The organism is Parasphingorhabdus pacifica (genome assembly GCF_054779195.1).
In genome coordinates this window covers 128,264-155,238 of record NZ_BAAGYS010000014.1, presented here as the reverse complement: position 1 = coordinate 155,238, position 26,975 = coordinate 128,264, and the positions used below count along the sequence as shown (strand labels likewise).

Genomic DNA, 26,975 nt, shown 5'->3' with positions numbered 1-26,975 from the left:
AGCGTGGCGCATCGGCTATATCGTGTCGCAGGTCGTGGTCCGACTCCTCGTGCTCGCCGTGTTCCACACGGTCATGGGTGCGACCGGAACTATGGCCACCGACGGCACGCCGACCGACCGGGGAACGGCACTGGCTACTCGGTGCGAGCACGTCGGCCCGATCAGCATGTCAGGACTGGGCTGGTGGTGGACTTGCGACGCGACCATCACCTGGACAAATGGGAGCACCGACGAACACTCGTTTAAGTTCTCGGATCTAACTCCGCACAACTACACGAGCCCGGCCCCCGTCGAACGCCGCGAACTGGACAACCGCGGGAGCAACGTAGTCGTCGACGATCCCGCGCCGTACTCCGCGCTGGGCTGGGCGCTGTTCATGCCGCTACTCGGGCTCGCGCTCGTAGGCTTCCGAATCCCGGGAATCCCACCGCGCAGTCCCGACGGGGAGCGTCGCCGCCGATCGCGTCGGCAGATCTGGCCTCCCGCGGTACTCGCCGCCGGGTGGTGGTTGGTCATCGCGGGTGGGCTGGGCAGCGGCCATCTGAGCGTCCTGACCTGGCTGCCGATGGTAGTGATCATCGCGGGCCACGCATTCCTCGCTGTGGGGGCTGCCCTGGCAGTCAGTCGGCAGCGCAGCGGATACCCAGACCGCGAGCTCCCGGTCGCGGTCAGCGGTCGCCTGTTCCGGGCAAACCTGCTGCTCCTCCTAGGAGGACTCGGGCTGACAGCTGGCGTGCTCAGCGGACAAGCCTTGCTGGGAACCGCCGCGCTCACCGCGCTGCCCATAGTCGCCGTCGCCTTCGGTGCCCGGGGGCGACTGGTCGCCGGACGCATTTGGCAACTCCAAGAAGCCACTTGAGACAGAGAGGTATTCGGTTTGGATGATCAGTCAGATCAGCAGTTCCTGTCCTCGCTCCAGGACCGCGCAGAGGACATGGTGCGGCAGTCGCAGCAAATCCAGGAACAACTCGGATCCCTGACCGAGACCGCCAGCGACGGTGGTGTCTCGGTAACCGTCAGCTCCAACGGTGCCCTCAAGGACCTGCAAATCGACCAGCGCGCGGTGCAGCGCGGGCCGGGCGAGCTCAGCGCGACCATCTTGCGGCTGGCGGGAGAGGCACAAGCGAAAGTGGCACACCAGGTCGTGCAGACCGTGGAACCGTTCGCAGGCGCGTCGGCGATGGAATTTCTTCGAACCCAGCTACCGGCGGAACCGGAAGAGCCTGGCACGAGTTCTACTGGCGACCCGGACATCGACGACGAACCACCTCAGAGTTTTCTGCGCTGACCAACAGGAGCGTTCCACATGTTCAATGTCAGTCCCGAACAGTTGAACTGCGCACTCGCGGTGGCTCACCGGTCTCGCTGACGACATCGCTGCCGCCGGGAAGAAGGGCGACTCCGTGTCGTTCGGCACCGACAGCTTCGGGCTGGTGGGCCAGGTGTTCGCTGGTGAAGCCCGGCAAACCTCACAGCAAGCCGCGGCCGAGATCCAGGAGTTCTCTGAGCTGACTCGTGATCTCGGCAGCCGGGTGAACGAGGCAGCCAAGGACTATCAGGACACTGATAGCAAGAACGCCGACTGCCTGGGGCAGGTGCAGCCATGACCCCTAACTTCGTGGACGTCGACAGCGAAGCCGTCGAATCCGGTGCGCACACAGCCGGTGCGGGGATCGTGGACTCGGCACGAGCGACCCGCGACGCGTTCGCGAACGAGGACTGGGGCGAGTTTGCCGCCAGCGGCGGCGTGCTCGCACTCGACGCGCTGATCACGACGATCGACCCGATCGGTTCGGCGCTGGCCGCCGGCGTCGGATGGCTTATGGAGCACTTCTCTCCGCTGCGAGAAGCCCTCGACTTCGTCGCTGGCGACCCGAACGCGATCAAAGAGGGCGCCGACACCTGGGAGCAGGTCAAGACCGATCTGGAGAAGCTAGCCCAGGAGATCCCAGGACAGGTTCAAACAGACACCGCCGGGTGGGCCGGGCCGGCGTGCAACGCCTACCGGCAACGGTCGGCTGAACTCGCCGAGGGCGTCGAGGCGATGTCGGTCAGTGCAGGGACCGCCTCGGGGGCGATCGCAACCGCGGGCACCATGGTCGCCACCTGCCGCGGCCTGCTCCGCGACATCATCGCCGCGGTCGTCGCCGAGCTCATCAAGGGCGCGTTGGCCGCCCTCGCCGGTTCCGTCGTCAGCTTCGGGGCGACAGTGGCCGGCTACCTCGGCTACGCGGCCGGCCGCGTCGGGATGACGCTCGCCAAGATCGCAACCAAGATCAGCCAGCTACTCGGAAAGCTCGGGAAGGCAGGCACGCACCTGGCCAAGGCCCTCGACGATATGGCCGAAGCGGGCGCAAAGGTCGGCGCGAAGCTCACCACCAGCGGCGGGACGGCATTCCCGACCTCGCCCGCGCTCGCCGGTGGCGCGACCGCCGCCGGCCAGGCCACGGCCAAAGCCTCCGATGCGCTCGGATCCACGGCAGGCGTGGTTGGCCGGGGCAGCGACGCGCTGGGCGGCGCAAGCGTCCGCGGAGCAGACGCTGCGGGCAACGTCGGCAAAGGAGCCGAGCAACTCGGCGGTAGGGGTGTGGAGACGATGGCCAACGCCGACGGGCTCGGGAGGGCCGCTCAACAGGGCACCCAGAAAGCCGTCGACAACGCCACTCTGTGGCGAGAGGGCGGCAGCATCAACAACTCGGCAGCACGCGAAACCGCCGAGACCGCATCCGATGTACGCAAACCGGAGAGCCAGTTCGCTCGCGGCGCGCTCGGTGCCGAGCAGTACCACGAGCAGAACTACGCCGAGGACAGCGGCAAGGAATACTACGACGGATCCCACCACCTGTCCGGAACAATTCCTTCTGCTGAGGAAAACTTCCCGACGTGACTTCCAGCCAGGTGCACTATTCGACAGGGCAGGGGACCAGCAGAACAGCTTCCGGCCAGTCTCGCCGTGCCGATTACCAGAGAAGATGGACAGAACACCCGTAGAGATTCGAGCCCACGACCCCGGGCTATCGCTCGGCGCTCGGTGACACGGCCGCCTACAAGATCACCGCGCACGTTCTGGAGCGCCTCTACACCGATCTCCGGCGCTGCCGGGTCCGGTGCAGCGGGCAGCCGATCATCGAACGGCCCACGAGGGCCGGCGAGCACGATTGCGCCGCTGCTGGCTGCAAGCCGCACCAGTGCAAGCCAATGGTCGCCTCAACCGTCCGGCAGATCCACTTCATCATCAGTGGCACGCTCGACGCTGTGGAACGGTGGGACTGGATCGGCTCAAATCCTGCTCGGGTACGCGCAAGCCGAAGCAGAAGCGACCGGAACCCGCTCCGCGGACGCCGGAGGAGGCAGCGCGGCTGTCGGAAGAGGCGTTCAGCCTCGGCGAGGATTGGAGCCCCCTCGTCTGGCTCGCGGCATGGGTGGCGGCTTCTGACCGGAAAACGGCTGAGGACCTGGGGAGCAGCATGCCGAAACGGAAGTAATTCGCTGTACTGGGTTCATTAGAAAGCGGTTTGAACGAATACATTAGGTGGCTCTCTGAGCCAAGCCGTAGATTCGGCTTCCCAGCCTATCAGCATGCTCGGTAGGCGGTGAACGGTCGTACTTACGCCGGCGGCATAAAGCACCCCTTTGGTTGTGAGGTGGACTGCATCAAAAGCCTCTGCGACACGTTTCCAGTAAACGTTTATTCTGCTATCCGAAGTACGCGCGGGGAACTCGCGAACTAGCTCGATGTAGTCGCCCAGTGAGTCGATCGTGTGCACATTCGCGGCACCTGTATCGAAAATGCAATTCATGAAGCGCTCTCGTGCTTCCTCTGGCGACCTTGGGCTCGACCCAATCCCAGGCGGAAGTTCCGTTCGGCAAGAAGGCGGACGTCCATATGGATCCGTGTGGTTTCGAAGCCATTCCCACCCAGTCTTCGGGTTCCCAAAGGTGAATAGGTCGCAGCGTTGGAGTAGACGAGTAATGTGCCCGTGGGAAAGGAGGACGGCTCGATTTGAACCAACCTGAATTGAGGCGTTTCTCTTACCGTTCGAGAGTGGAAGGCTTCACTGTGTGATTGGAAATTTCGTCCCTGGTTCCGCCATGCAAGAACGATCCGCTTAACACGATCTCTGTGTACAGGTCGACGTCGCTAATAATGCCGACTTCTTCTGGGCTGTCCATGAAGCGGCCACAGAGCGCACCAAGCAAGGGGGAGCGGACGAGAGCATGAGCTCGGCCGTTCGCTCACCCTGCCCGGTGCGGAGCAGGGTGGGCGAGGACTCAGTGCCTGATGTGCCAGCCTCGGCGGAACACAGGTGCGTCACCGGCCAGCACCGAGTGGCACCAGCCCACCAGTGCTCGCGCAACATCGTGGACATCGAGTACCGACGTGTCGATCACGTTCATCGCCCACCTGTCCGCGAGATCATCCCGACCGGCCCACCGCTCCCAACACATGTTGGACCACGCATCGGTGGTGACGGCCTCGGGCACATGCGTGGGATCGGTGGCGTGCCGACGCAGCCAGTCGGCGAACTGGACGTGGCGCGGCAACAACTCCGGCGGATCTCCGCGGGCCTGCAGGCGCTTCGTCTGCGTGGGCTCGTCCGCGTCGAGCAGGCTTACAGCGATATCGATCTCGTCGGCGGACGGCGCCGCCAGCACCTCGCCCGCGGGGACGGGGTCACCGGCGAACAGCAGGTGCCGACCGTCACGATCCAATTCGACGGCCTTCTGGACGGCGACCTCCACCTGTTGGTGGCGCCAGGCGATCGTCGGGACAGCGGGAATCGGGCCGAGTGTGAACAGCTCCGCCGTCTCGACGGTGTCGCTCAGCAGCGGGGCGGCGGCGAGGCGGGCGGTGGTCTTGCCGACGCCTGAAGCACCGGAGACGAGCAGCAGCATGAAATACCTTCTTCGTGTTTCGCGGACGACGAATCACTTCGGCGGCTTCTCACGCCGAAGGTGGTCGGTAGCCGACCGGGCCGCGTAGAACGCGGCGCTGCGGTTGCTACCCGAGACGGAAGAAGAACTCCTGCATCACGCTGAAACGTAAGCACCACCTGTCGCGACGTCCACCGGATTTCGAAGTCTGCGCCGCACGCACGCGCTCACGGTGTGGTTCTGATGATCGGTCAGGTGGCGCGATGCAGGTCCACGACCGGTCGTCACCAGCGCGCAGCTAGGCCGCGAACCGTGCCGCTGCGGCGGAGGAGGCTGATCCCAATGCCGACCACCCACACCATCGCCAGGCCGACGAACGGCAGCAGAAGTTCGAACGAGATCCCTGGCAGCCGCAGGAAAAGTGCGGAGCCACCGAGGAACCAGCCTAGCGTCCCGACGATGCCGATCCAGGTCAGCACGCGTGGGTACTGCTTGGTCCGCAGCATCGCCAGGGCATGGACGGCGAGCGCCAACCCCAGGAGGGTCTGGGACAGGATGGAAGTGCCACCGATGAGCCCCTCGGTGATCCGCGCGTCGGCCGTTGCCGAACCGGCGTCGAGTTCGCCTGCCGCCCATTGCCGCGCCAGGACATCGCTGCTGAAGCTCTCGTGGGCGTAGGTGACGGCGAACAGGGCGACGGCGACGATCAGTACGGGTTGGGCCATTCGGGCAATCGACCTGCTCACCGGGTCCCACAAGGTGCGCCCGATCGACGCGAAGGCCATCGCCCAGCAGAGCATCCCGAGGACACCGGCGAGGGCCGCTGCGGACCACGGCCGTCCGTCGATGTGCTCCAGGACGCCGAGCGGGTTGCCACGCGGAATGTCCGCCCGCTGCTGAAGAACGTTGCTGACGGGCCGAACGCGTGACCAGCCCGGGAGCCGGCATCATGCCCGGCACGAATCTGTGAGGCGACTACGGCTTGTTAGGGTTCATCTCGGCCTGATCGCGCTTGATCAGGGAGTGGTGATGATCTTGCCGACGTGTTCGCTCGTCAGGAACTGCTGTTGTGCTCGGTGAATGTCGGCCAGGGAGTAGCGGCCTGCGATGCGCGGGCGGAGGATGCCGGAGCGCGCCAGTTCGACGAGAGCGGCGAAGTGTTTCGCGGTGTGCATGGACGATCCGATGAGACTGAGATTGTGCAGGTAGAGCCTGCGCAGGTCGAAGTGCACCACCGCACCGGCCATGGCACCGGCGATGACCCAGCGTCCTTCGTCGTGGACCAGCGACATCAGTTGTCGAAGCCAGCTCCCGCCGACGACATCGGCGACGACGTCCAGACCGTCGGGGCTCAGTGAGCTGATCTGCTCGGCGAGATCGTCCGCCTCGCGGAAGACGACGTGGGTCGCGCCGGCATCGAGGACCTGCTCTCCCTTGTTGCTGCTGGTCAGCGCGACCACCTTGGCTCCGCGGGCCGCGGCCAGCTGGACCAGCGCAAGACCGACTCCGCCCGAGGCTCCGGTGACGAGCACCGTTTCTCCGGCCCGAAGTGCGGCCCGCTCGAGCATGCCCATCGCGGTGCCGTAAGCAACCGGCAGGCAAGCCAGCTGTTCGTCCGACAACGGGGACTCGCTGACATCGTGGGCACGGTTGCCGGCCACGGCTACGTACTCGGCGAAGCCACCATCGGCCTCACTGCCCAGCAGGCCAACCGGGGGTGAGTCTTCGTTCTGGTCGAGGTAGATCGCGGGATCGACCAGCACTCGTCGTCCCACTCGTTCCGGAGGTACTCCTGAGCCGACTGCCGCCACCGTTCCTGCGATATCACCGCCCTGGATGCGGGGGAATGTGATCGAACCGCGCCACCCGGCCTTGGCTTCCGGATTCCCCGGCAAACCATAAGCGCCCTCCCGCGTCCAGATGTCGGTGTTGTTCAACGCGCTGGCACGAACACGCACGAGGACTTCACCTACAGCGGGCTCCGGAACGGGCGCGTCCTCTCGATGTTCGAGCACTTCCGGCCCACCGAAGCCGGTCAACACTGCCGCTCGCATCTCCACCTCCAAGGTATACCGACCGGTTTATATCAGCGTGCATTTCCGAAGCTGGCCATGTCAACCCACCGGTAGGTATAGTGCTCGGCGTGGTTGAACGTGAAGGCCGGACACCGGCGGGGCAACGCCTGCTTGCGGCGGCCTCCGAGCTGTTCTATCGGCACGGGATCAACGCCATCGGCGTCGCCGCGGTCGCCGAATCCGCCGGAGTTACGAAGAAGACCCTCTACGACTGCTACGGCTCAAAAGACAGACTGGTAGCGGCCTACCTCGAGAGCCGCCATACGCGCTGGTGGAACTACCTCGAACAGCGCCTCGTCGAAGCCGAACCACTCCGCGTGCTCGCCCTCTACCGGGCTTACCTGCACCATCCGGACGTGGACCGCCTGCGGGGATGCGCGTTCCTCAACGCAGCCGCCGAGCTGCCGCCCGAACATCCCGGGGTCACCGTCATCCGCCGACACAAGACCGAGGTTCGCCGCAAACTCACCGAACTCGTCGCCGAGGACCGTCCCCAGCTGGACGATCATGACGCCGTTGCCGAACAACTGTTCCTGCTCCTGGAAGGCGCAGTCGCCCAAAACGGTATCGACGGCGACACGACGCACCTGCACCGCGCCGAAGCCCTCGCCACCGCACTGCTGACAGCCGAGCGTTAGCTGTATTGCCCTGGGAGGTTGTGAACGGGTGACCCGGTTCGGATGATCTCGGAATGAGAGAGGTTTTCGTGGCACTCGGGCAGCGAACCAAGCATATCGATCACGCTCGAGTCCGAGGCGGATCAGCGGGCGCGAGTACGTCCTCATCACCGCGCACGCTCAAACCGTTGCGTGAACACGATGGGCCGGAGGCGCTCAGCGGTGGGTTGCGCAGGTGATGCACGTCGTCGTGGCGGGCAGCGCTTCCAAGCGTTCCGGAGCGATGGTGTTTCCGCACCGCTCGCACACCCCGTAGGTGCCCTCTTTCAGGCGCGTGGCAGCCCGCTCGAGCGCCTCGAGTTCGCGCCGGGCGTCCGTGAGCAGGCCCTGGACCTGGGCGCGCTCGTACGCGATGGTCGCGCCCTCGGGATCGTGCTCGTCATCGGTGCCCGTCCACGTCGAGACCTCGCGGATGGACGTCAGATGGCGTTGCAGGGATTCGATCCGGGCCAGCGCGCCTGCGCGCTCCTCGGCCAGCAGCTCCCGCGCCGTCCGCGATTCGGACGACCCGTCCTGGGGAGTTTTACCGGTCACAAATGGTGAACGCCGCCACCCCGCTCACCATTCCGGCGCGGGTTCGGCGGCTGGGAAGGCGCACGGCCACGCACCGCTACGGCTTGCGCCCCACAACGGCGGCGATGCAGTGCTCGGCTTGGTTCAGCGGTCGCAGCTTGGGGCCGTCCGGCCACCAGTAATCGCACAACTCCACGTCGGCTGTCGCACCCGGGCTGGGTGCGACGATCTCCAGTCCCGGCAGCAGTGCGCGGATCTCGTCGCGGGTGCGGAAGCGCCCGGATCCCATCGGGCTGTGCAAGAAGAGCTCTTCCATCTTGCGCGCCTGTGCGCTGTGCTCGGGCGTCTGCGGGTCGAAGAAGTGCGCGAGGGTGACGAAGCTGCCCGACGGAAGCGCGTCGACGTACTCCCGCATCAGATCGGCCGCGTTGTCGTCGGTGTAGTGATGCAGGGTTCCCACCTGCAGCAACGCCAACGGCTCATCGAAATCGAGGTGTTGGCGGACGACCTCGTTGCCGAGCACCTCGTCGGGTTTGAAGATGTCGGCCGGCGCGAAATGGGTGTTGTCGTTCTCTTCGAGGATCGCGCGTCCGTGTGCGAGCACCACGGGGTCGTTGTCGACGTAGACCACCTGGGAGTCGGCATCCACGCGCTGCACGATCTGGTGCGTGTTCTCCGCGGTGGGCAACCCCGAACCGCAGTCGAGGAACTGCCTGATCCCGGCCTGATCGGCCAGAAAACGGCATGCCCTGGTGAGGAAGTTGCGGTTCGACCAGGCGAGGTCGTTGACTTCGGGTGCGGCCTGGGCGACCTGCCGCAGTACTTCCCGGTCGACTTCGAAGTTGTCTTTGCCGTTCAGCGCCGCGTCGTAGACCCGGGCGATGCTCGCACGGGTCGTGTCCACCCCTACGGGGATCGAACTCGGCGCCGCGAAAGACGTCTCGGACATGATTGTGCTCCCAACTCGACCCGCTCACCGTTGCGCGCGCCCACGCTAACCCATGATCCAATCGGCCGGATCACTGCAACGATGCAGAAGAGTGTGGACGGACGCACGGGAAACCCTTGCCATGCGGGCAAAAGCGAAATCCCGGACAGATGGCGCGGGGCGATTCGGCGCGGGGTGACCAAAAGTCAAGATCGCGTGACGTTCCGGCTGCCCGGCGCCAACCACCCGTGGTCACCATCCGCAATGGATTGTGCTGCGAATTCCCGAGAAAATCCCGATGTTTGACCTGCTGGCGTTGGTTCGGGACGGCCTGTGATGCGCTAGACCGTGGCGGTTCGGAGAAGAACATCACGAGCCTCGGAGGCGGTGTGTTGGGGCCAGAGCGCGTGCAGGGGGGCGTAGATCGGCGGATGCAGTTCGAGGACGCGGACCTTCCCGTTGGCTTCCGTGCCGGGGAATGCGGTCACGAAAGCGGCGTGGCCGGTGCCGATGACGGCGGTGACCGGTGGGGTGCCCTGGATGGGGTTGCGGTGGATGTCCGGCTCGAACCCCGCCTGGCGGCAATGTCGGACGAGCAGATCGGTGTAGCCGGACCGTCCGGGGTGGCCCCACACCATGATCGGTTCGTCGGCCAACTCGCCCAGCCGGACCGAGTCGCCCTCGGCGAGGTGGTGGTCGGCGGCGACGGCGACGCTGAGTCGGTGGTGGGTGAGCGTCCCGCGTGCCAGGCCGCGTTCCGGCGCCATTCCCCGGCACAGGCCGAGATCGAGGTCGCCCGCGAGCAACTGGTCGGTGAGCTCGCCGGGATAGCGCTGATTGACCTGAGTGGCCAGCTCCGGATGAGTCGTGTGCGCCTGGCGCAGCAAGGCGGTGATCTCGTCCCCGGTCACCGCCGGTGTGTGCCCGATCCGCAAGGTCTCGGTTTCGCCACGGCCGATGCGGCGAGCACGCTGCACGGCGGACCGGGCGACGCCCCGCAGCACGCGTGCGTCGGAGATCAGCGCCTGCCCGGCGGGCAGGACGGTGACAGTGTTGCCGCCGCGGTCCAACAGGTCCACGCCCACCTCACGTTCCAGCGCCCGGATGGAGCCGGACAGGGCTTGCTGGGACAGGTGGAGTCGTTTCGCTGCGCGGGTGAAGGTGCCTTCCTCCGCGACCGCGACGAGATGTTCCAGCTTGTGCAGGTCCACCCCCATCTCATGCCCGCCTTCCGTGCGTTGTCCTCGGGTGCCCAGGAGGTCGGTCGGCGTGGCGCCGGCGAACCGATGTCCGTTGAGGATGTCGGATGTGGCCGTCCGCTCGGCGGGCACCCGCACCCGCTGCCCGAACTCCTCCGCCCCCGATTGTCCGCCGACCACCCACTCGCGCGGTGCGGTGGGCAAAGCTTGCGGTGCGGGCGGGGTTGAACACCGCCGCCCGCACCGCGCCCCCCTCTTCCCCTTACCGGGTGGTGTAGCCGCCGTTGGGGAACAGCGTTTGACCGGTGAACCACCATCCGTCGGTGGCCAGGTGCCGGATGACCGGCACGATGTCCTCGATCTGGGTCAGCTGGCCCTCCATGGCCTGCGACTTGTGGAACTCGACCCGTTCCGGCGTCTCCTGCGGGTAGAAGAACGGGGTGTCCATCGGGCCGGGGGCCACGGTGTTGACCGAGATGCCGCGGTCGGCGAACTCCTTGGCCGCCGCCCGGGTGAAGTGCTCCAACGGAGCCTTCCCGCCGGCGTAGGTCGAGTATCCGTCGGTGAACGCGGCCAGCAAGGACGTGCCCAAGCTGATGATCTTGCCGTGGTCGTTGAGCCGACGGCCCGCTTCCTGGATGAAGAAGTACCCCGCCTTGGAGTTGATCGCGAACATGCGGTCGTACTCCTCCTCGGTGGTCTCCAGGATCGGCTTGCGGAGCACCATTCCGGTGGTGTTCACCGCGATGTCGACTCCGCCGAAGGTATCCACCGCGGTGTCGAACAACCGCCGCACGTCGCTCACCTGCGTCAGGTCACCCTGCACGGCAACCGCCTCCGAACCGGCTGCCTGCACCGCGTTGACGGTCTTGTCCGCGTCGGTCGCCGATGAATCGCCGTGGTAGTGCACCACGATCTTCGCCCCATCCGCGGCGAACGTCGTCGACAGCAACCCCCCCAGGTTCTTCGCGCCGCCACCGATCACCACGACCTGGTTCTGCAATGTCTGCTGCGGCATGGCTCGTTCCCCCTCGTTGTCAGTGCTGGTCAGCGACTCTTCCCCGTCGCGCTACCGACACTAGGGGGTGCCGGGCAATACGGGAAACACGAACTTCTTGTCGCCCGACAAGGGCAGTCGATACCCGCAGGCAGTGGACGCGTGACAGCCAACAGGCACGTCACCTCACGCCGAGGCGATGGCCGTGTTCTGCATGGCGCAGACCCACCAGGCGCCATCCTTCTTGGTCAAGATCCAGGTGCCGATGTTGGACCGCTGGTCCTGCGGGGTGCGCACGGGCTGGCGGAGGAACACCAGGGCGACGGTCTCGGTGGGGAACGCGATGTGGTCGATCTCGTACCAGGTGCGAATGTCATCGGCGTGGTGCGTGAGGCGTTCCCGGTGGTAGCTGTGGATCTCCTCCCAGCTGTAGAACCGCTGTCCGTTCACGGCGGTGAACACCACGTCCGAGGTGAACCGGCTGTCGAACTTGGCGGGGTCGTGCTCGGCGAAGGCTTCTTCCAACTCGGCGAAGAGCCCCTCGATCTCGCGGACGTCCTGTTCGTCGCTGGAGGTTTCCTGGGTGACGGGACGGTCGGTCACAGAAGCTCCTGTGTGAGTAGTGCTCGAAGACTCCGGGACGAGTGGACAGGCCCGGTCGCCGGGCGGATCGACCGTCACCCCGGAGGGAGTTGCGGTTCCGTTCGGTGGTCCCCGGGCGGGCGGGGGTCGCGCTTTCGAAGATCGTCCGCCAGCTGTTCGCGATCGTAGCCGTCCCGGCGGCGACGCAGGTCGAGGAAGCGCACGAAGTACAGGCTCGTGGCGAGCGGCAACGACACGGCACCGGTGAGTGACTGCTTCAGCGCCGTCGCCAGCCAGCTGTCAGCGGTGGCAACGGCGGTCGACACCTGTCCGATCAGCTCGGGGCCATCTGCGCGAGCAGCGCGGTGCCGAGCGTCGGGAACAACCGCACGAGCGCCAACCCGGCGACGCTGCGGATGGCGGGAATCGCGCGGGTTCGCCGGAGTAGGACGGGGAGCACGGCCAGGTAGCCGAAGATCAGAGTCAGAAAGCCGCACACCGCCCCGAGCAGGAGCGTCAGCAGCAGGATCAGTATCAGCAGGATGTCGGACCAGGTCGCCGTCGCGGAAAGCACCGCGGAGTACGGGGCCTCCAGCAGCACCGCTGGGACGGCGATCAGGACTGCCGGGGCCAGAAAGAAGAGCAGACCCAGCACCGCCAGTCTCGGAGTCGAATCCCGCGCGATGCGCAGCGACGCCCGCAGGCCGGTCCGCTGCCGCGTGCACGCGCCAGCCAGCGCGAGGACCGTCAGCGTGATCACCGTCAGCTCAGCGGGCAGGACGATTCCTATCCGCAGCAACCTCGTCCATATCTCCGGCCACACCGCCACGGGCGCAGCGGACAGCAGCTCCCCGGCCTGGTTGGGATCGCGGCAGACACCCACCCGGCAGCTCGCCCACCAGCTGAAAACCTCGAACGGCAGCAGCACGAGAAGTGCCAGGGGAACCGGCCACATGGCCCTCGCCAGCAGACCGGGACCGCCGAGCAGCGGGCCGCGCAGTTCGAAAGCGTCCCGGAGGGAACGAGTCATGCGGCGCGCGTCGTGGCTCTCCGGCATCGGAGGGTGGTCGAGCATCGGACCGAGCTTCCCCGGCGACCGATGTGGTGCGTCCGGATTCGACGGAAAAGCACTCGATCAGCCGATCGACCGAGCCCGCGTATCGAATAAGGGTCGCGGTCCGCTCGGGTGTCAGCGGGTATACCCGATGGGGTGAGACGTCGATTCGCAGCAGCCCGCGACGCGATCCGCGGGGCGCGGCACCTGGCCACGGGTGCCACCGCCGCCGCTGTTACCAACGCGGCGCGTGATCACCAAGGGCGATCGGGAAAGGATGTGACGGCGGTGCGCAAGGTCAAGGACCTCACCGGACCTGGGTTGACGGACTACTTCGGGATCGGTGGCACCGACCTGGGGGCGGCGGCGACCGCTCCGGACGGCCGACTGGTGTTCGTCTTCGGCGACACCTTCGAACGCGCCGGCGTGGGTGGTCCCGGTTGGCGATCCCCGGTCGTGCTCTTCGGAGATCCGGCGACCGCCAAGAACGGTATCGAGTGGACCGGTTCGACCGGACCGCGCGCATACGCCGACCAGGCGTTGCCGTACCACCACGATTCGGTGATCTACGGGCGGCGGGTGAGCACGGTGCTGCCGACCGATGTCATCACCATCGGCGACGAGATGTTCATGCACGTGATGGTGTGCGAAGGACTCGGCCACGTGCACTGGACGGAGCTGCACCGCTCGACCGACAACGGGGAGACCTGGCACCACACCGGCACGACGTGGCCCGGAGACCACCTCGGCGGACTGTTCCAGATGCTGACCTGGGGGTTGGGCGACGACGGTTGGGTCTACGCGTTCTCCACCGGGTTCCAGCGGGATCGCGGCCTCCTCCTGCAGCGCGTCCCCGCCGACCGGGTGACCGACCCCGGTGCGTGGGAAGGCTGGGGTTTCCGGGAGGGGGTGTGGGCCTGGGGCAACCCGCCGACCCTCGTCCTCACCGGCGCCTACGGGGAACTGTGCTTGCGGCCGGTCGACGGCCGGTGGCTGCTGGTCTTCTTCGATGCGGGCAACTACCGCATCGACGTGATGAATCTGGACGTGCCGACGGCGAACCTGTACGAGGCACCGCGTTCGACGGTCCTGCAGGGGTCGTCGTGGGAACGCGAGGGCCACGCCGGCGGGCACGTCGCCCAGCTCTACGGCGGGTACATCGTGCCCGGTTCGACGCTGCGGGACCTGCACCTGGTGGTCAGCCAGTGGCACACGGGCCAGAACTGGCCTTACCGGGCGATGCAGTTCGCGGGCAGCGCCCCGGACTGCCCCTGATCGTGTCCTTGACCATGGCCGTCGTGCGCGAGCGGTGACGCGGCCGGTCGCGCGGTGACGCATCGGGACGGCCGGTGGGTCACCGCGCGGTGTCGCCCACCGGTCGTCCCACGAAAACGACGTCGTGGGCGAGGCCGTCGAGCTCGGCGACTCCGGGCAGTCGTCCCCATTCCCGGAATCCGCAGGATTCGAAGAGCCGGAGACTGGCGGTGTTGCGGGCGAAGATGGTCGCCGCCAGGGTTCGCACGCCCAGGTTCGGAGCGTGCGCGACCGCTTCCCGGAGCAGGTGGTCTCCCTGTCCTCGGCCGCGGTGCTCCGGGTGGAGGTACACGGCGAGGTCGGCGGTCACGTCGTATCCGGCCCGGCCGTTGAGGAACTCGTCGAACGAGAGATATCCGGTCACTTCCTGGGGAGAGCGGGTGTCGTAGCCGACCCAGATGGGTCGGCGACCGGGGCTCGACGCGTCGAACCACGCTTCACGGGAGGCGACGCTGACCGGTTCGAGATCGCAGGTGCTCGTCCGGCCCGGAATCGTGGAGTTGTAAATATCGACGATCGCGGGCAGGTCGGCACGGGTGGCGAGGCGATGGCCGTAGGTCAACGGGAACTCCTGGTCTGGCTTCGACGTGTTTCCGGAGGTGCGGTGCGGGACCGACCGTCGGAAGTGTGTCATCGGGTGCACTCGCGGGTGATCGGCGAACCGGGCGCTCCGCGCGGTGGTCGAGATCCTCTGACCCGCGGTAAGAGGCCCGTCGCCGTGCGAAACCACGCCGGTGATGTCCGGCACGCTCGTCGATGTCCATAGTTGTTGCTGGTGAGGGCGTTGGTTAGTGTGCCTGGATGATGCTGCTGGCCCAGAGGTACGCAGTCGGACCGGAAGGTCGCGTGCCCGATGAAGGGACCGCGCCGCGAATCCGGCGGTCGCGCGAAGTCCCGGTGCGTGCACCTCACGGGCGGGGGTAGCGGTGCCGACCATCCTCTTCCGGCTGCTGGTGCGCTTCTCCGTTCTGTGGAGCTGGTGGACGCCGATCGCCGTGACCATGTCCGTGTTCATCACGAGCTGGCCGCTGATGGCGCTCGTCGAACCCGCGGGCAGCACCCTCGTCCAGCCTGCCAACTACTGGTGGTACTTCGTGGTCACGGCGGCCACCGTCGGTTACGGCGACTTCTATCCGGAATCGTCGTGGGGGCACCTCGTGGGTGCTTATGTCATCGTCGGCGGGATCGTGACGTTGACGACGGTGTTCACGAGAATGGCGTCGGTTCTGGAACAAGTGAAAGGACGACGGATGCGGGGCAGCGGCGATGTCGAACTCGCCCACCACAACGTGGTGCTGGGCTACGAGCCGGAGCGCACCGAACGCATCGTCCGGGAGTTGCTCACCGACAGCGAGCGCGGTGTTGTGCTCACCGCCAGGGAAGACTGCCCCACCCACCCGATGCCCGAGGATTCCGTCGAGTTCGTCCGCGGCGAGCTGACCGATCCGGACGTCCTGCGGCGGGCAGGAGTGCACCGAGCGCGAGCCGTTCTGGTGGATGGCCGGGACGACAACGATGCGCTCGCCATCGCGGTCACCGTGGGGCACGTCGTATCCGGGGCGCACATCGTTGTCACATTGCGGAACATGGAACGGGATGCGCTGCTGAAGTACGTCGACGAGAGCATTCGGTGCGTGCAGTGGCACACGCCGCGCATGATCACCGAGGAGTTGACCTCCCCGGGCATCGCCGAGGTGTACGCGCAGCTGATGACCGCGGGCGGTGCCAACACCTACTCGACGGAGCTGCCGGAATCCATGGGCGCGGTGCGCGTCGAACAGTGCCAGGCCGCGCTCGGCAAGAACTTCGGTGCGACCGTGCTCGCAGCGCGCGGCGCCGAGGACTTGCACGTCAACCCGGACTGGAGCGTGGAGCTGCCCGCCGGGGCCGTTCTGTACTACGTGAGCCCCCGGAGGCTCACGTCGGCGGAGATCGGACAAGCACTGCGCGGCTGATCTTCCGTGCGACACATCCCGTTCTCCTCCGACGTGCCGTTCATCGGAGACCAATACGACTCGCGGGTGCGCGGCAGGACGGTGCTCGTCGCCGAAGCGCAACCCCGTGGCGGTGCCGTTCCGGACGTGGAACTCGACGCCGTGGCCGCGGCAGCGGTCGCGCTCACACCAAGATGAGCGCGGACCGCACCCGCAGGCCTCCGAAGATCCACCGTACCTCGCCTCAGGTGCTCATCCGAACGCGAATCTCCGCCAAATAGTCGCCGTCCTCGGCCTCCATACCGTTGAGGTCGATCTCCTCGGGCACCGAGGTCACCGGAACCTTCTGCAGCAGGTACTTCACGGATTCGGCCACGAGCTGCTGCTCGTCCGGTTCCGGTATGGCCAGGTCATCGAGCAGTTTCTGGGAGGACCGGACCTCGTGGTGGGTGGTTTCGTTCGCCTCGTGGACCTCGGCGGCGAACCGGTGCTCGCCGAGCGCGAGTACCTTCACCTGCTCAGCCATCGCTACCTCCACAGGGCCGACGTTCATCCTGTCCGAGGACCTACCCGAAACTCGTGGCGGAGCAAACCCGCGCACCCGCCGCCGGGCGTGGTCCGCGGGCTCCGTGCCGCTCAGGTGGTGCCGAGGAAACGGATGTGCGGGCGACCGCCGGGGCCGACCGGGGTGATCTCGGTCCGCACACCGTAGACGTCCACCAGCAGATCCTCGGTGAGCACTTCCCCGGGAGTTCCCCCCGCGACCACTCGGCCTTCTCGCAGCACGAAGAGCTGGTCGCAGTGCATCGCGGCCAGGTTGAGGTCGTGCAAGGCGATGATCGCGGTCAACGGCAGGTTCGTCACCAGGTTGAGCAGGTCGAGCTGGTATTGGATGTCCAGATGGTTCGTCGGTTCGTCGAGGAGCAGTTCGCGGGGCTGTTGCGCCAGAGCGCGGGCGATCTGCACGCGTTGGCGCTCTCCGCCGGACAGCGTCCGCCAGGAGCGGTCGGTTTTGCCTTCCAAGTCGGTCCGGGCGAGCGCCGAACGCACAGCGGCCGCGTCCTCTCCCGAGGGCGCGGCCCAGGCTTTGCGGTGCGGAATCCGCCCCAGCCGGACGATGTCGAGCACGTTGAGATCCACCTGGGTGTCCGCCTGCTGCTCGACGACGGCCACCCGCCGGGCGATGGTCTTGCGCGCCAGCTCGTTCAACGGCCGCCCGTCCAGGTAAACCACGCCGGAGCTCGGACCGAGAACCCCGGAAAGCAACCGGAGCAACGTGGTCTTGCCCGAACCGTTCGGCCCGAGCAGACCCACCGTGGAGCCCGGTGCCGGCGTGAGACTCACCCCGTCCAGGATGAGTTGCCCACCGGCGGTCCGGCTGACGCGTTCGGTGTCGAGCCCTTGTCCCGCGGACATCATGGCCTCCGGGTGCGGTAGAGGACCAGCACGAAGGCCGGTACGCCGATCAGCGAGGTGACCACTCCCACCGGCACCTCCTGCGGGTCGAGCACTGTTCGGGCCAGGGTGTCGACCCACACCAGGAAGATCGCACCGGCCACCGCGGTCGCGGGGAGCAGTCGGGTGTGCAGGGCACCGGTCAGCGCCCGCGCCGCGTGCGGGAGCACCAGACCGACGAAACCGACTGCTCCCGACGTGCTCACCAACGTCGCGGTGAGCAGAGCGGTCACCGCCAGCAGCACGATTCGGGTCCTGGTCACCGGCACGCCGAGAGCGGCCGCCGCGTCCTGGCCGAAGGCGAACGCGTCGAGCGTTCGGGCGTGGCCGAAGCACACCAGCACGGCGACCAGCAGCACGGCCGCGCACACCGATACTTCCGGCCACGAAGCGCTGCTGAACGAGCCCAGCATCCAGAACAGCACACCCCGGGTCGTTTCCGCATCGGCGGCGGTGAGCACGATGAACGAGGTGATCGCGGAGAACAGCTGCATGGCGGCGACACCCGAGAGCACCACGCGATCCGTGGTCCCGCCCAGGATGTGGCTGAGCAGCAGTACGAGTCCGAACGAGAGCACCGCACCCAGGAAGGCACCCGTCGAGATCGAGAGCAGCCCACCTCCGGCACCGAGCACCACCACCACGACCGCTCCGGCCGAAGCGCCCGAGGACACTCCGAGCACGAACGGGTCCGCGAGCGGGTTCCGCAGCATCGACTGCATGACCGCACCGCAGACGGCCAGTCCCGCACCGCAGACCGCGGACAGCAGCACCCGCGGAAACCGCAGGTTCCACACGATCCCTTCGCGGATGGGGCTCAGCTCGGATTCGGCCACGCCGACCCGGGACAGGAGCGTCGTCCACACGTCGCCTACGCCGATGCCGGCAGGGCCGATGGTGACGGCGATCGCGATGGACACCGCCAGCACGGCGATGCCCAGCACCGGCAACCAAACCGCGTGCGCGCGAGCCCGGTCCGTGGTGGAGGTCGTTAACGCGGGTGTCTCCGTCCTCAACCCGTCAACCCGAACTCGCGCAATGCGGCCGCGACCTTCTCGACGCCATCGACGGTGCGCATCGTCGGGTTCATCGCCTGTCCGGTGAGGGGGACGTACCGGTCGTTCTCGACCGCGTCCATCTCACGTGCCACCGGATGCGTCTCCAAGAATTCGATCTTGCTTCGGGCCGTCTCGGCGGTTTCCGAATTCCGGGTGAGATCTCCCAGCACGAGAACATCGGGATTGCGTTGAGCGACCGTCTCCCAGTTGATCTGCGGCCACTCCTGCTTGGTGTCGTCGAAGACGTTCTTCGCATCCAGCGTGCGGGTGATCACTCCCGGTGCGCCGCAGCAGCCTGCCATGTACGGCGATTCGGAGTTGGCGAACCAAAAGAGCAGTCTCGCGTGCGAAGCGTCGATGTCGGCGGTGGCTTCGCGCATTCGGTTCTGCAGGTCGGCGACGAGTTGTTCACCCCGTTCCGCCACGTCGAAAATGCGGGCGATTTCCCGGATTTCGGTGTAGACGAGGTCCATTTTCAGGGGTTCGTGCCGGGCGCCGTCGCCGCTGCCGCTGTTGTCCTTCGCACAGTCGGCGGGGGAGAGGTAGGTCGGCACTCCGAGTTCGTCGAACTGCGCGCGGGTCGCCACGCCACCCTTGCTCAGCGTCGAGGCGAACGACGATGCGGCGAAGTCCGGCTCGGCCGCGAGAACGCGCTCGAACGACGGGTAGTTCTCGGCGAGGCGCGGTACCTCGGCGTTCTCCTCAGCCAGCTCCGGTAGTACGGGATCCGTCCAGGTCGCGGTACCCACCATCCGGTCGGAGAGGCCCAAGGCCAGCATGATCTCGGCGCTGCCCTGGTTGAGCGCGACAGCCCGCTGCGGCGGGTGCTCCAGCTGAACCTGTTCACCACAGTTGTCCAGCGAAAGGTGGTCACCGGCGTCGGCATCCGGTTCGGCAGCTGTTCCCCCGGAACAGCCGGACAGCGCGAGTGCTGCGGTGAGAAGCACAGCGGTACAGCAGGCGGAAAAGTTTTTCGCCACGGATTTCCTCCCCGTGCGGGGCTCGGTCGCGAAGCCCGGTCCTACGGTTTCCGCTCAGCCGAAACGCGTTCGACTGAGTGGCCAGCAGGTCTTCGGACTCGGGGTCGTCCGAGTGGGAACTCCTTCCCGGGCAGTTCGCCCAGTGGCCGTGTTCCTGCTCGTCGCCGCTCACCGCTGCGCGTCAGTTCCGGATTCTCACCGGATTCCCAAGCCATTCACGATGGCTATTACTGGCAGCCGGACGCTATCACGGCAATGTGCGGCGAGATGGGGACCATGATGTGACGCACAATGTCGTCGGTGGCGACGTGAGCGACGGGGCCGGGATGTGTGCGGCGCGCGTTTCGCCCAAGCTGCAGCGTTGCACGGCGTCGGATTCTCCTGTGATTCATCGGTATCGGGGCGTTCGAAATCACGAGAAGAGGGGTGCTCCGGGCTTCGACGGCAGCTGGTTCGGGCGGTCGGTGGTTCTCCGCTGCCTTGGCGAGTGGGAGTGGGTGGGAACACACTGCAGGACGTGCAGACCTTTCTCCCGTATCCGGACTTCATCGAGACCGCGCGCGTGCTCGACACCAAGCGACTTGGCAAGCAACGGGTGGAGACGATGCAGGTCCTCCGCGCGCTGACGGTGCCGGGGTACGGCTGGCGTACCCATCCCGCGGTCGTGATGTGGACGGGTTACGCGGAGTTGCTCGCCCGCTACGGCCTCGACGTGTGCGCCGTGTGGTGTTCGGCCGGTTACCGGGACACATGTGCCGCGACGATCGCTGCCGATCTGGAACGGGCGGCCGGTACCACCACCGTGCGAACCCGGGAGGAACTGGCCCTCGTCGGAGAACTGCCGCCGTGGCTCGGTGATCGGCGATTCCATCGCAGCCACCAGTCTGCGCTGTTGCGCAAGGACCCGGGCCACTACCGCAGGTATTTTCCCGGTGTGCGATCGGATCTGCCGTACGTGTGGCCGGTCTCGGACCGCTCGCGCGATGACTGACCACTCCGGTCGTCGGGGCAATCGATTGCGCGGAGATGTCCTGGAACTGGGATTCCGAGAATTCAGGAGTTGCGGGGCTGCTATCCGTCCGGAAGCGGCAACGGTGAGCGCGAGAGCAGTTCCCGGAACTCGTGTACCGGCAGCGGAGCCGCGAACAAGTACCCCTGGTAGGCGTCCACGCCGAGACCGTGCAACAGGCGGTACTGAGTGGCGGTCTCGACTCCTTCCGCAATGCACGTGCGGCCCATCGCGCGGGCGAGTTCCACCACGGCGCGTGCGATGCCCAGGTCGGACGGGTCCGATCCCATCCCGGAAACGAACCGTCGATCGAGCTTGACGATCTGCGTCGGCAGGTCCTTGAGACGGGCCAGCGACGAGTAGCCGGTGCCGAAGTCGTCCATGGCGAACCGGAGCCCGGTCGCGGCGAGTTCGCGCATCGTCCTGCTCGGTCGCTCCGACACGTTCACCAGGATGGTCTCGACCATCTCCAGCACCACTCGCTCGGAAGCGATGCCGCTGTCGGCGATGGCGGACGACACCTCTTCGGAAAAGCTCTGGAGCGTCGGTCGGAGCCCGGAGAGGTTCACGGCTATCCCGACCGGACGGGTGCCGTTCACCGGCCAGCTCGCAGCTTCGCGCAGCGCGGTGCGCAGCACCCACCTGTCCAGTTCGATCTCCAGGCCACCCTGCTCGGCCACGGACAGGATGACGTCGGGAGCGAGCATTCCCCGTTCCGGGTGCGGCCACCGCACCAGGGCTTCGGCGAGCACGATCGACCGCTCCCCGTCGACCACCGGTTGGTAGTGCAGGGTGAGGTGACCGTGCAAGATCGCCTGCCGCAGCTCCTGCTCCAAGGTCAGCTGAGCCGAGATCGAACTGCTCAGCGAACGACGAGCGCGGAGCGCGGAACCGTGGCCTTGCGCTTTGGCAACGAACCTCGCGCGGTCGGCCCTTCGCACGAGCTCCTCACCACTGATCTCCGGGTCGTCGGCCGTCGCGGTCCCGATGGAGGCCGAGACGTTGATCAGGTTGCCGCGTACGGACAGCACCGTGCGGAGGATCTCCAGAACCCGGCTGGTCAGCACTGTCATTCCATCGCACGAGGCCAGGTCCGAGCAGACGATCAGGAACTCGTCGCCGTACAGCCGGGCAGGCGTGCACGCCTGCGGCAGCTCGTTGGTCAGTCGCCGCGCGATCATCACCAACAGTTCGTCCCCGGCTTCGTGGCCGAGGGAGTCGTTGACGCGTTTGAAGTTGTCCAGGTCGCAGAACAGGACGCCGATCTCGAACGGGTTCCGCTCTTCGAGCAGCTGTGTGAGCAACTCGGTGACGCCCTTGCGGTTGAGCAGTTCGGTATCCGCATCGTGGGTGGTCTGGTAGTAAAGGTTGTTGGCGCGAGCCACCTGTTCGGTGACGTCCTCGAGCCCCGCCAGCCAGAAGCGAGTGCCGTCGTCCTGCACGGACGGCGCGCAGCGAACCTCGCACAACAACGGTTCCCCGTCCGAGCGCAGCAGCAGGCGGTGCGCCGGCCCGGGCGGTTCCTCAACGCTCTTGTGCGCGGGGAGCGATCGAGCCGGGAACAGGTCTTCCGCTTTCTCGTCCGGATGCAACAGATCGTTCGATCTCTTCCCGACCAGCTCGTAGAGGCGGTAGTCGAGCAGATCACGCAGCGTGCCGTTCGCGTCGAGCAGCAGCCCGTCATCGTCGAACAGCGCGATGGCCACCGGGGCCATCCGGAACAGGTCGCTGAATCGTCGGGCGGAACGTCGTTGCCGGGCGTGGACCTCGGTGTTGTCCCGGGTTACCTTGACGAACCCGTCCAGTCGGCCGTCGGTGGACCGCTGGGCCGTGATGACCACGTGGGCCCAGAACCGGGTCCCGTCCTTGCGGACCCGCCAGCCGTGGTCGATGCAGAAGCCGTTGGCCGCTGCTTGGGCCAGCTCCCACTGCGGATGACCGGATTCGATCTGATCGCGCGGGTAGAACGTGGTGAAGTGACGCCCGATGATCTCGTCGCTGCGATAGCCCTTCATCCGCCGGGCCCCGGCGTTCCAGCTGGACACGAATCCGTCCGCGTCCAGCCCGAAGATCGCGTAGTCGTGCATGTCCTCAGCCAGGGGGCCGAGGAGCTTTTCGGCTTGGTCCTCCGTGCCGGAGGCTTCCGACATGACGTCGGAAGCCTCTGCTTCATTTCGATCGGTCACGGCTTCTCCGGCGGTGCGCAACGACCTGGGTGTCTTGCTCGACCATCCGATCCTCAACGTACCAGCGTTCACCGGAACCGGCCGGGACCGCGTCCCCGCGGTGGTGATCGCCACCGCCGGTTGGCGGCCCCGGCGCGCCACCGCGGTTCAGCGCACGCCGAGGAGCTCCACCTCGAAGTGCAGCTCGGAGTTCGGCGGGATCACCGGCGGGAAGCCGTGCTCGCCGTACCCCAGGTGTGGGGGGATCACGAGCTCGCGGAAGCCGCCGACCTTCATGCCGACCACGCCGCGATCCCAACCCTCGATGACCTGCCCGGCGCCCAGCTGGAAGGTCAGGCCCCGACCGCGGTCCCTGGACGAGTCGAACTTGGAACCGTCGGCCAGCGTGCCGACGTAGTGCAGCGTGACCGTGTTGCCGGGTTGGGCTTCGTCACCATCGCCGAGCTTGGTGTCCTGCGCCGCCAGATCAGCCATGTTTCGTCCTCCATCGGTTCGCCGGTGTTCCGGCCGAGGACAAAGTCTCCCCGGGCCCGCTCCGCAGCACCCACGGAGGTGGAGACGTCGCTCCGACCGCCCCCGCAGTATCGTGGCCGATGATTTCGAACGGGGAGGCGAATTGAGTTCTGGCCAGCTGGGCGTGTTGCCCAAAGCCGAGTTGCACCTGCACATAGAAGGCGCCATGGAGCCGGAGTTGGTCTTCGCGTGCGCGGAGCGCAACGGAGTCGAGCTTCCGTTCGCCGACGTGGAGGAGCTGCGGCGCCGGTACGTCTTCGACGATCTGCAGTCGTTCCTCGATCTGTACTACTTGGCGATGAACGTGCTCCGGACCGCGCAGGACTTCACGGATCTCGCGGACTCCTACCTGGCGCGAGCCCGAGAACAGGGGGTTCGGCACGCCGAGATCTTCTTCGACCCGCAGGCTCACCTGAGCAGGGGAGTGCCGCTGGAGACCGTTCTCGACGGGTTGGACGCTTCGCTGTCGACCAGCACCGAACGGTTCGGCGTTTCGACCCGGTTGATCGCCTGCTTCCTGCGGGATCAGGGCCCGGAGAAGGCGCTGGAGACCTGGGACGCGCTGGTGCCGCACGTCGATCGACTCACGGGCATCGGGTTGGACTCGGCCGAGGTCGGCTTCCCGCCGGAAGCGTTCGCCGAGGTCTTCGCGCAGGCCAGGGACGCGGGTCTGCACCTGGTGGCCCACGCGGGCGAGGAAGGTCCCCCCGAGTACATCTGGCAGGCGCTGGACGTCCTGGGTGTTGATCGGGTCGACCACGGTATTCGTTCGGTGGAGGATTCCGCTTTGCTGCGGCGGCTGGCGACCGATCGGGTACCGCTGACGGTCTGCCCGCTGTCGAACGTGCGCCTGCGGTGCGTGCCGGACTTGTCCGAGCACTGCCTGCCGCAGTTGGTCGACTCCGGGGTGGTGGTCACGCTCAACTCGGACGATCCGGCCTACTTCGGTGGTTACGTCGAGGACAACTTCCGCGCGGTGCGGCAGGAGCTCGGTTTGGGCGCGGACGTGATGCGGGAGTTCGCGGCGAACTCTTTTCGCGCGTCGTTCCTGCCCGAGCTCGACCGCCAGCGGTTGCTGCGGGAAATCCCGGCAGGCTGAGCCGGACGGGCAACCGTCGGCCTGCTCCGGGCGCGGGCCCCGTCGGGCGGCCCGGCGCCCGACGACCGAGCGGTCGAGCGCGTGAACGCGGGCCACCGACCCCCGAGGGGGTGGGTGGCCCGCGCTCGGTTCAGCAGCAGCGGGAACCCGGTTGGGTGTCGCCCCGGTCGATGTGGCGTCGCCAGAACTCCCGTTCACCCATCGCGGGCTCGTCCGGGTGATGTGCGTTGTGGTGTTCGAGGTACCGCTCGTAAGCGGTCTCGCCGACCACTCCGCGCGCGATCTGCCAAGCCGACCGGGCGGACCGGCACAGCTTGGGCAGGATCGTGCTCGAGATTCCGGCCGTGCTCACGTGTCCGCCCCAGCCGTGACGCGCTCCTTCTCGGTCCGCCGTTCCTCCGGGGTGGGGATCAGTCCGGACGGAGCCCACAGCGTCGATTCGACGTACGGGGCTTCCGTGCTGGGCAGCGGCTCCGGCGCGCGCAGCGCCTTGACCCACACGCGCATCGCGTCCACCAGCACGATGATGATCAGCGTCGCGAACAGGACGGAAAGCACGCCGTCCACAGTGGAGTTGAGAACGACCTTCTCCATCTCCGCGACCGTGCTCGCAGCGCCCTTGCTGGTCTCACCGGCCGCGATGGCCTCCTGGTAGACGGCCCGCTGCGCGAAGAAGCCGATCTGCGGATCAGCGGAGAAGACCTTCTGCCAGCTGGCGGTGAGCGTGACGACCGTGTCGAAGGCGAGCGGCACCAGCGTCACCCACGCGTACTTGGCCCGGCCAGTGCGGATCAGGATCGTGGTGGCCACCGCCAGTGCGATCGCAGCCAGCAGCTGGTTGGCGATGCCGAACAGCGGGAACAACTGGTTGATGCCGCCGAGCGGGTCGTTGACACCGGCCCAGAGGAAGTAGCCCCAGCCACCGACGATCGCCGCGCTGGAGATCCACAGGCCCGGCTTCCAGCTGACGTCGCCGAACTTGGGCCACATGTTGCCGATGGTGTCCTGCAGCATGAAGCGCCCGACCCGGGTCCCTGCGTCCACTGTGGTCAGGATGAACAGCGCCTCGAACATGACCGCGAAGTGGTACCAGAACGCCCGCATCGAGTCGCCGCCGATGACCTGCGAGAACACGTCGGACAACCCCAGCGCGAGGGTGGGCGCGCCACCGCTGCGCCCGACGAGGGTCTCCTCCTCCACGGCGGCTGCCGCCGCCGCCAGCTGCTCGGGAGTGATCTGGAAGCCGATCCCGGCGACCGCCTGCGACGCGGTCTGGACCGAATCGCCCAGCATGGTCTCCGGCATGTTCATCGCGAAGTAGATGCCCGGATCGATGAGGCACGCCGCGGCGAGCGCCATGATCGCCACGAACGATTCGGTGAGCATGCCGCCATAGCCGATGACCCGGACCTGGGATTCCTTCTGGATCAGCTTCGGGGTGGTGCCCGAGGACACCAGCGCGTGGAAACCGGACAGCGCGCCGCAAGCGATCGTGATGAAGACGAACGGGAACAGCGACCCCGAGAACACCGGTCCTTGCCCGTTGATGGCGAACTCGGTGACGGGCGCCATCTTCATGACCGGCAGGGCGATCAGCAACGAGACCGCCAGCATCACGATGACGCCGACCTTCATGAAGGTGCTCAGGTAGTCCCGCGGGGCGAGCAGCATCCACACCGGCAGCACCGAGGCGATGAATCCGTAGACCACCAGCGCCAGCACCAGTTGGTTGCCGGTGAAGGTGAACGTCTCGGCCAACGGGGAGTCGGCGATCCAGCCACCGCCGATGATGCTCAGCAGCAGCAGGGCGATGCCGATCAACGAGACCTCGATGATCCTGCCCGGGCGGAGGTAGCGCAGGTAGATGCCCATGAACAGGGCGATCGGGATGGTCATGGCGATGGAGAAGGCGCCCCACGGGGAGTCCTTGAGCGCACCGACGACCACCATCGCCAGCACCGCCAGCAGAATGATCATGATCGCGAGCACGGCGACGAGTGCGGCGATGCCGCCGACCGGGCCGATCTCCTCGCGTGCCATCTGCCCGAGGCTCCGGCCGTTGCGGCGGGTGGAGAAGAACAGCACCACCATGTCCTGGACCGCACCGGCGAAGATGACGCCGAGGATGATCCAGATCGTGCCGGGGAGGTAGCCCATCTGGGCGGCCAGCACCGGTCCGACGAGCGGTCCGGCGCCCGCGATGGCCGCGAAGTGATGTCCGAACAGGACGCGCCGGTCGGTGGGCTGGAAGTCGGTAGCGTTGTCCAGTCGTTCCGCGGGGGTCGCTCGCGTGTCATCGGCGCCGAGGACCTTGTAGCTGATGAATCGCGCGTAGAAGCGGTAGGCGATCGCATACGAGGCCAATGCCGCGAATACCAGCCAGGCCGCCGAGATCTCCTCGTCCCGGGTCAGTGCGATGACGCCCCACGCGACAGCGCCGACGAGCGCCACGAGCACCCAGACGGCTATTTCCTTTGGACTCGTCTTACGTTTGCCTGACGCCGAACTTTCGGGCGTCGTTGTCGTA

General features: G+C 66.8%; 28 protein-coding genes, 1 pseudogene and 1 riboswitch. Of the genes and pseudogenes, 10 read left to right on the top strand and 19 right to left on the bottom strand.

Features of this window, described 5'->3' with window-relative positions; all coding sequences use genetic code 11:
• Positions 1 to 22: 22 nt before the first annotated feature.
• The 4 genes and pseudogenes from ACYVAN_RS20900 to ACYVAN_RS20885 all read left to right on the top strand — a co-directional run bounded on the left by ACYVAN_RS20900 (position 23) and on the right by ACYVAN_RS20885 (position 2,887).
• Positions 23 to 859 carry a DUF6346 domain-containing protein gene (locus tag ACYVAN_RS20900; RefSeq protein WP_460962191.1) on the top strand — a complete coding sequence of 279 codons (837 nt, stop codon included), beginning with the start codon at positions 23 to 25 and terminating at the stop codon, positions 857 to 859.
• A gap of 18 nt (positions 860 to 877) precedes the next feature.
• Positions 878 to 1,288: a YbaB/EbfC family nucleoid-associated protein gene (locus tag ACYVAN_RS20895; protein WP_460962189.1), complete on the top strand. Its 411-nt coding sequence runs from the start codon at positions 878 to 880 to the stop codon at positions 1,286 to 1,288.
• A 73-nt stretch (positions 1,289 to 1,361) separates the two neighbouring features.
• Positions 1,362 to 1,607 (top strand): annotated as a pseudogene (locus tag ACYVAN_RS20890) (type VII secretion target); the annotation flags it as partial.
• Positions 1,604 to 2,887 (top strand): WXG100 family type VII secretion target, encoded by a 1,284-nt coding sequence (locus ACYVAN_RS20885; RefSeq protein WP_460962188.1) that lies wholly within the window; start codon positions 1,604 to 1,606, stop codon positions 2,885 to 2,887. The pseudogene ACYVAN_RS20890 and the gene ACYVAN_RS20885, both read left to right, overlap by 4 nt.
• A 1,385-nt stretch (positions 2,888 to 4,272) precedes the next feature.
• On the opposite strand, the gene ACYVAN_RS20880 is transcribed toward ACYVAN_RS20885, so the two are convergent.
• The 3 genes from ACYVAN_RS20880 to ACYVAN_RS20870 form a co-directional block, all read right to left on the bottom strand.
• Positions 4,273 to 4,896 (bottom strand): hypothetical protein, encoded by a 624-nt coding sequence (locus ACYVAN_RS20880; RefSeq protein WP_460962185.1) that lies wholly within the window; start codon positions 4,894 to 4,896, stop codon positions 4,273 to 4,275.
• A gap of 263 nt (positions 4,897 to 5,159) precedes the next feature.
• A complete protein-coding gene (locus ACYVAN_RS20875) occupies positions 5,160 to 5,723 on the bottom strand; it encodes a hypothetical protein (RefSeq protein WP_460962586.1) in 564 nt (187 codons plus the stop codon).
• Between the two features lie 168 nt (positions 5,724 to 5,891).
• Positions 5,892 to 6,929, bottom strand: coding sequence for a zinc-binding dehydrogenase (locus tag ACYVAN_RS20870; protein WP_460962183.1), 1,038 nt, complete (start codon positions 6,927 to 6,929; stop codon positions 5,892 to 5,894).
• A gap of 89 nt (positions 6,930 to 7,018) precedes the next feature.
• On the opposite strand from ACYVAN_RS20870, the gene ACYVAN_RS20865 reads away from it, so the two are divergent.
• Complete coding sequence (locus ACYVAN_RS20865; protein WP_460962181.1) at positions 7,019 to 7,588, top strand: TetR/AcrR family transcriptional regulator; 570 nt, start codon at positions 7,019 to 7,021, stop codon at positions 7,586 to 7,588.
• Between the two features lie 195 nt (positions 7,589 to 7,783).
• On the opposite strand, the gene ACYVAN_RS20860 is transcribed toward ACYVAN_RS20865, so the two are convergent.
• The 7 genes from ACYVAN_RS20860 to ACYVAN_RS20830 form a co-directional block, all read right to left on the bottom strand.
• The gene (locus ACYVAN_RS20860; protein WP_460962179.1) at positions 7,784 to 8,161 is read right to left on the bottom strand and encodes a TraR/DksA family transcriptional regulator; all 378 of its coding nucleotides are present in this window, start codon (positions 8,159 to 8,161) and stop codon (positions 7,784 to 7,786) included.
• Between the two features lie 76 nt (positions 8,162 to 8,237).
• Positions 8,238 to 9,089, bottom strand: a complete 852-nt coding sequence (locus ACYVAN_RS20855) for an SAM-dependent methyltransferase (RefSeq protein WP_460962177.1) — start codon at positions 9,087 to 9,089, stop codon at positions 8,238 to 8,240.
• A gap of 320 nt (positions 9,090 to 9,409) precedes the next feature.
• Complete coding sequence (locus ACYVAN_RS20850) at positions 9,410 to 10,471, bottom strand: LysR family transcriptional regulator (protein WP_460962175.1); 1,062 nt, start codon at positions 10,469 to 10,471, stop codon at positions 9,410 to 9,412.
• Positions 10,472 to 10,529: 58 nt separating this feature from the next.
• Positions 10,530 to 11,285, bottom strand: a complete 756-nt coding sequence (locus ACYVAN_RS20845) for an SDR family oxidoreductase (RefSeq protein ID WP_460962173.1) — start codon at positions 11,283 to 11,285, stop codon at positions 10,530 to 10,532.
• 165 nt (positions 11,286 to 11,450) lie between these two features.
• Positions 11,451 to 11,867: an SgcJ/EcaC family oxidoreductase gene (locus ACYVAN_RS20840; RefSeq protein WP_460962171.1), complete on the bottom strand. Its 417-nt coding sequence runs from the start codon at positions 11,865 to 11,867 to the stop codon at positions 11,451 to 11,453.
• A gap of 74 nt (positions 11,868 to 11,941) precedes the next feature.
• Positions 11,942 to 12,172, bottom strand: coding sequence for a hypothetical protein (locus ACYVAN_RS20835; protein WP_460962169.1), 231 nt, complete (start codon positions 12,170 to 12,172; stop codon positions 11,942 to 11,944).
• Between the two features lie 8 nt (positions 12,173 to 12,180).
• Positions 12,181 to 12,921 (bottom strand): hypothetical protein, encoded by a 741-nt coding sequence (locus tag ACYVAN_RS20830; RefSeq protein WP_460962167.1) that lies wholly within the window; start codon positions 12,919 to 12,921, stop codon positions 12,181 to 12,183.
• A gap of 135 nt (positions 12,922 to 13,056) precedes the next feature.
• On the opposite strand from ACYVAN_RS20830, the gene ACYVAN_RS20825 reads away from it, so the two are divergent.
• Positions 13,057 to 14,175 carry a DUF4185 domain-containing protein gene (locus ACYVAN_RS20825; protein WP_460962165.1) on the top strand — a complete coding sequence of 373 codons (1,119 nt, stop codon included), beginning with the start codon at positions 13,057 to 13,059 and terminating at the stop codon, positions 14,173 to 14,175.
• Positions 14,176 to 14,254: 79 nt separating this feature from the next.
• Here the strand turns inward: ACYVAN_RS20825 and ACYVAN_RS20820 are convergent, their stop codons facing one another.
• Positions 14,255 to 14,848, bottom strand: coding sequence for a GNAT family N-acetyltransferase (locus tag ACYVAN_RS20820; protein WP_460962163.1), 594 nt, complete (start codon positions 14,846 to 14,848; stop codon positions 14,255 to 14,257).
• Positions 14,849 to 15,140: 292 nt separating this feature from the next.
• Between ACYVAN_RS20820 and ACYVAN_RS20815 the strand changes: the two genes are divergently transcribed.
• Positions 15,141 to 16,169, top strand: coding sequence for an ion channel (locus tag ACYVAN_RS20815; RefSeq protein ID WP_460962161.1), 1,029 nt, complete (start codon positions 15,141 to 15,143; stop codon positions 16,167 to 16,169).
• 6 nt (positions 16,170 to 16,175) lie between these two features.
• The gene (locus ACYVAN_RS20810) at positions 16,176 to 16,346 is read left to right on the top strand and encodes a hypothetical protein (RefSeq protein WP_460962159.1); all 171 of its coding nucleotides are present in this window, start codon (positions 16,176 to 16,178) and stop codon (positions 16,344 to 16,346) included.
• A gap of 46 nt (positions 16,347 to 16,392) precedes the next feature.
• On the opposite strand, the gene ACYVAN_RS20805 is transcribed toward ACYVAN_RS20810, so the two are convergent.
• The 4 genes from ACYVAN_RS20805 to ACYVAN_RS20790 all read right to left on the bottom strand — a co-directional run bounded on the left by ACYVAN_RS20805 (position 16,393) and on the right by ACYVAN_RS20790 (position 19,608).
• Positions 16,393 to 16,674 (bottom strand): hypothetical protein, encoded by a 282-nt coding sequence (locus ACYVAN_RS20805; protein ID WP_460962157.1) that lies wholly within the window; start codon positions 16,672 to 16,674, stop codon positions 16,393 to 16,395.
• Between the two features lie 110 nt (positions 16,675 to 16,784).
• The gene (locus ACYVAN_RS20800) at positions 16,785 to 17,564 is read right to left on the bottom strand and encodes an ABC transporter ATP-binding protein (RefSeq protein ID WP_460962155.1); all 780 of its coding nucleotides are present in this window, start codon (positions 17,562 to 17,564) and stop codon (positions 16,785 to 16,787) included.
• Positions 17,564 to 18,619, bottom strand: coding sequence for a FecCD family ABC transporter permease (locus tag ACYVAN_RS20795; protein ID WP_460962153.1), 1,056 nt, complete (start codon positions 18,617 to 18,619; stop codon positions 17,564 to 17,566). The genes ACYVAN_RS20800 and ACYVAN_RS20795 overlap by 1 nt, the downstream gene beginning before the upstream one ends.
• Positions 18,616 to 19,608, bottom strand: a complete 993-nt coding sequence (locus ACYVAN_RS20790; protein WP_460962151.1) for an ABC transporter substrate-binding protein — start codon at positions 19,606 to 19,608, stop codon at positions 18,616 to 18,618. Before ACYVAN_RS20790 ends, ACYVAN_RS20795 begins: the two co-directional genes overlap by 4 nt.
• 99 nt (positions 19,609 to 19,707) lie before the next feature.
• Positions 19,708 to 19,891, bottom strand: a riboswitch (cobalamin riboswitch).
• A gap of 267 nt (positions 19,892 to 20,158) precedes the next feature.
• Here ACYVAN_RS20790 and ACYVAN_RS20785 point away from each other — a divergent pair.
• Positions 20,159 to 20,632: an MSMEG_6728 family protein gene (locus ACYVAN_RS20785; protein WP_460962149.1), complete on the top strand. Its 474-nt coding sequence runs from the start codon at positions 20,159 to 20,161 to the stop codon at positions 20,630 to 20,632.
• A gap of 80 nt (positions 20,633 to 20,712) precedes the next feature.
• Here the strand turns inward: ACYVAN_RS20785 and ACYVAN_RS20780 are convergent, their stop codons facing one another.
• Both ACYVAN_RS20780 and ACYVAN_RS20775 read right to left on the bottom strand, forming a co-directional pair.
• A complete protein-coding gene (locus ACYVAN_RS20780) occupies positions 20,713 to 22,836 on the bottom strand; it encodes a putative bifunctional diguanylate cyclase/phosphodiesterase (protein WP_460962147.1) in 2,124 nt (707 codons plus the stop codon).
• A 147-nt stretch (positions 22,837 to 22,983) separates the two neighbouring features.
• Entirely contained in the window at positions 22,984 to 23,310 is a 327-nt protein-coding gene (locus ACYVAN_RS20775) for an FKBP-type peptidyl-prolyl cis-trans isomerase (RefSeq protein ID WP_460962146.1), read from the bottom strand.
• Positions 23,311 to 23,452: 142 nt separating this feature from the next.
• Here ACYVAN_RS20775 and ACYVAN_RS20770 point away from each other — a divergent pair, with 142 nt between their 5' ends.
• The gene (locus ACYVAN_RS20770) at positions 23,453 to 24,448 is read left to right on the top strand and encodes an adenosine deaminase (protein WP_460962144.1); all 996 of its coding nucleotides are present in this window, start codon (positions 23,453 to 23,455) and stop codon (positions 24,446 to 24,448) included.
• A 130-nt stretch (positions 24,449 to 24,578) separates the two neighbouring features.
• On the opposite strand, the gene ACYVAN_RS20765 is transcribed toward ACYVAN_RS20770, so the two are convergent.
• Positions 24,579 to 24,800, bottom strand: a complete 222-nt coding sequence (locus tag ACYVAN_RS20765) for a YbdD/YjiX family protein (protein ID WP_460962142.1) — start codon at positions 24,798 to 24,800, stop codon at positions 24,579 to 24,581.
• On the bottom strand, positions 24,797 to 26,905 hold the full coding sequence (locus ACYVAN_RS20760; RefSeq protein WP_460962140.1) for a carbon starvation CstA family protein: 2,109 nt from the start codon (positions 26,903 to 26,905) through the stop codon (positions 24,797 to 24,799). The genes ACYVAN_RS20765 and ACYVAN_RS20760 overlap by 4 nt, the downstream gene beginning before the upstream one ends.
• Positions 26,906 to 26,975: the final 70 nt, after the last annotated feature.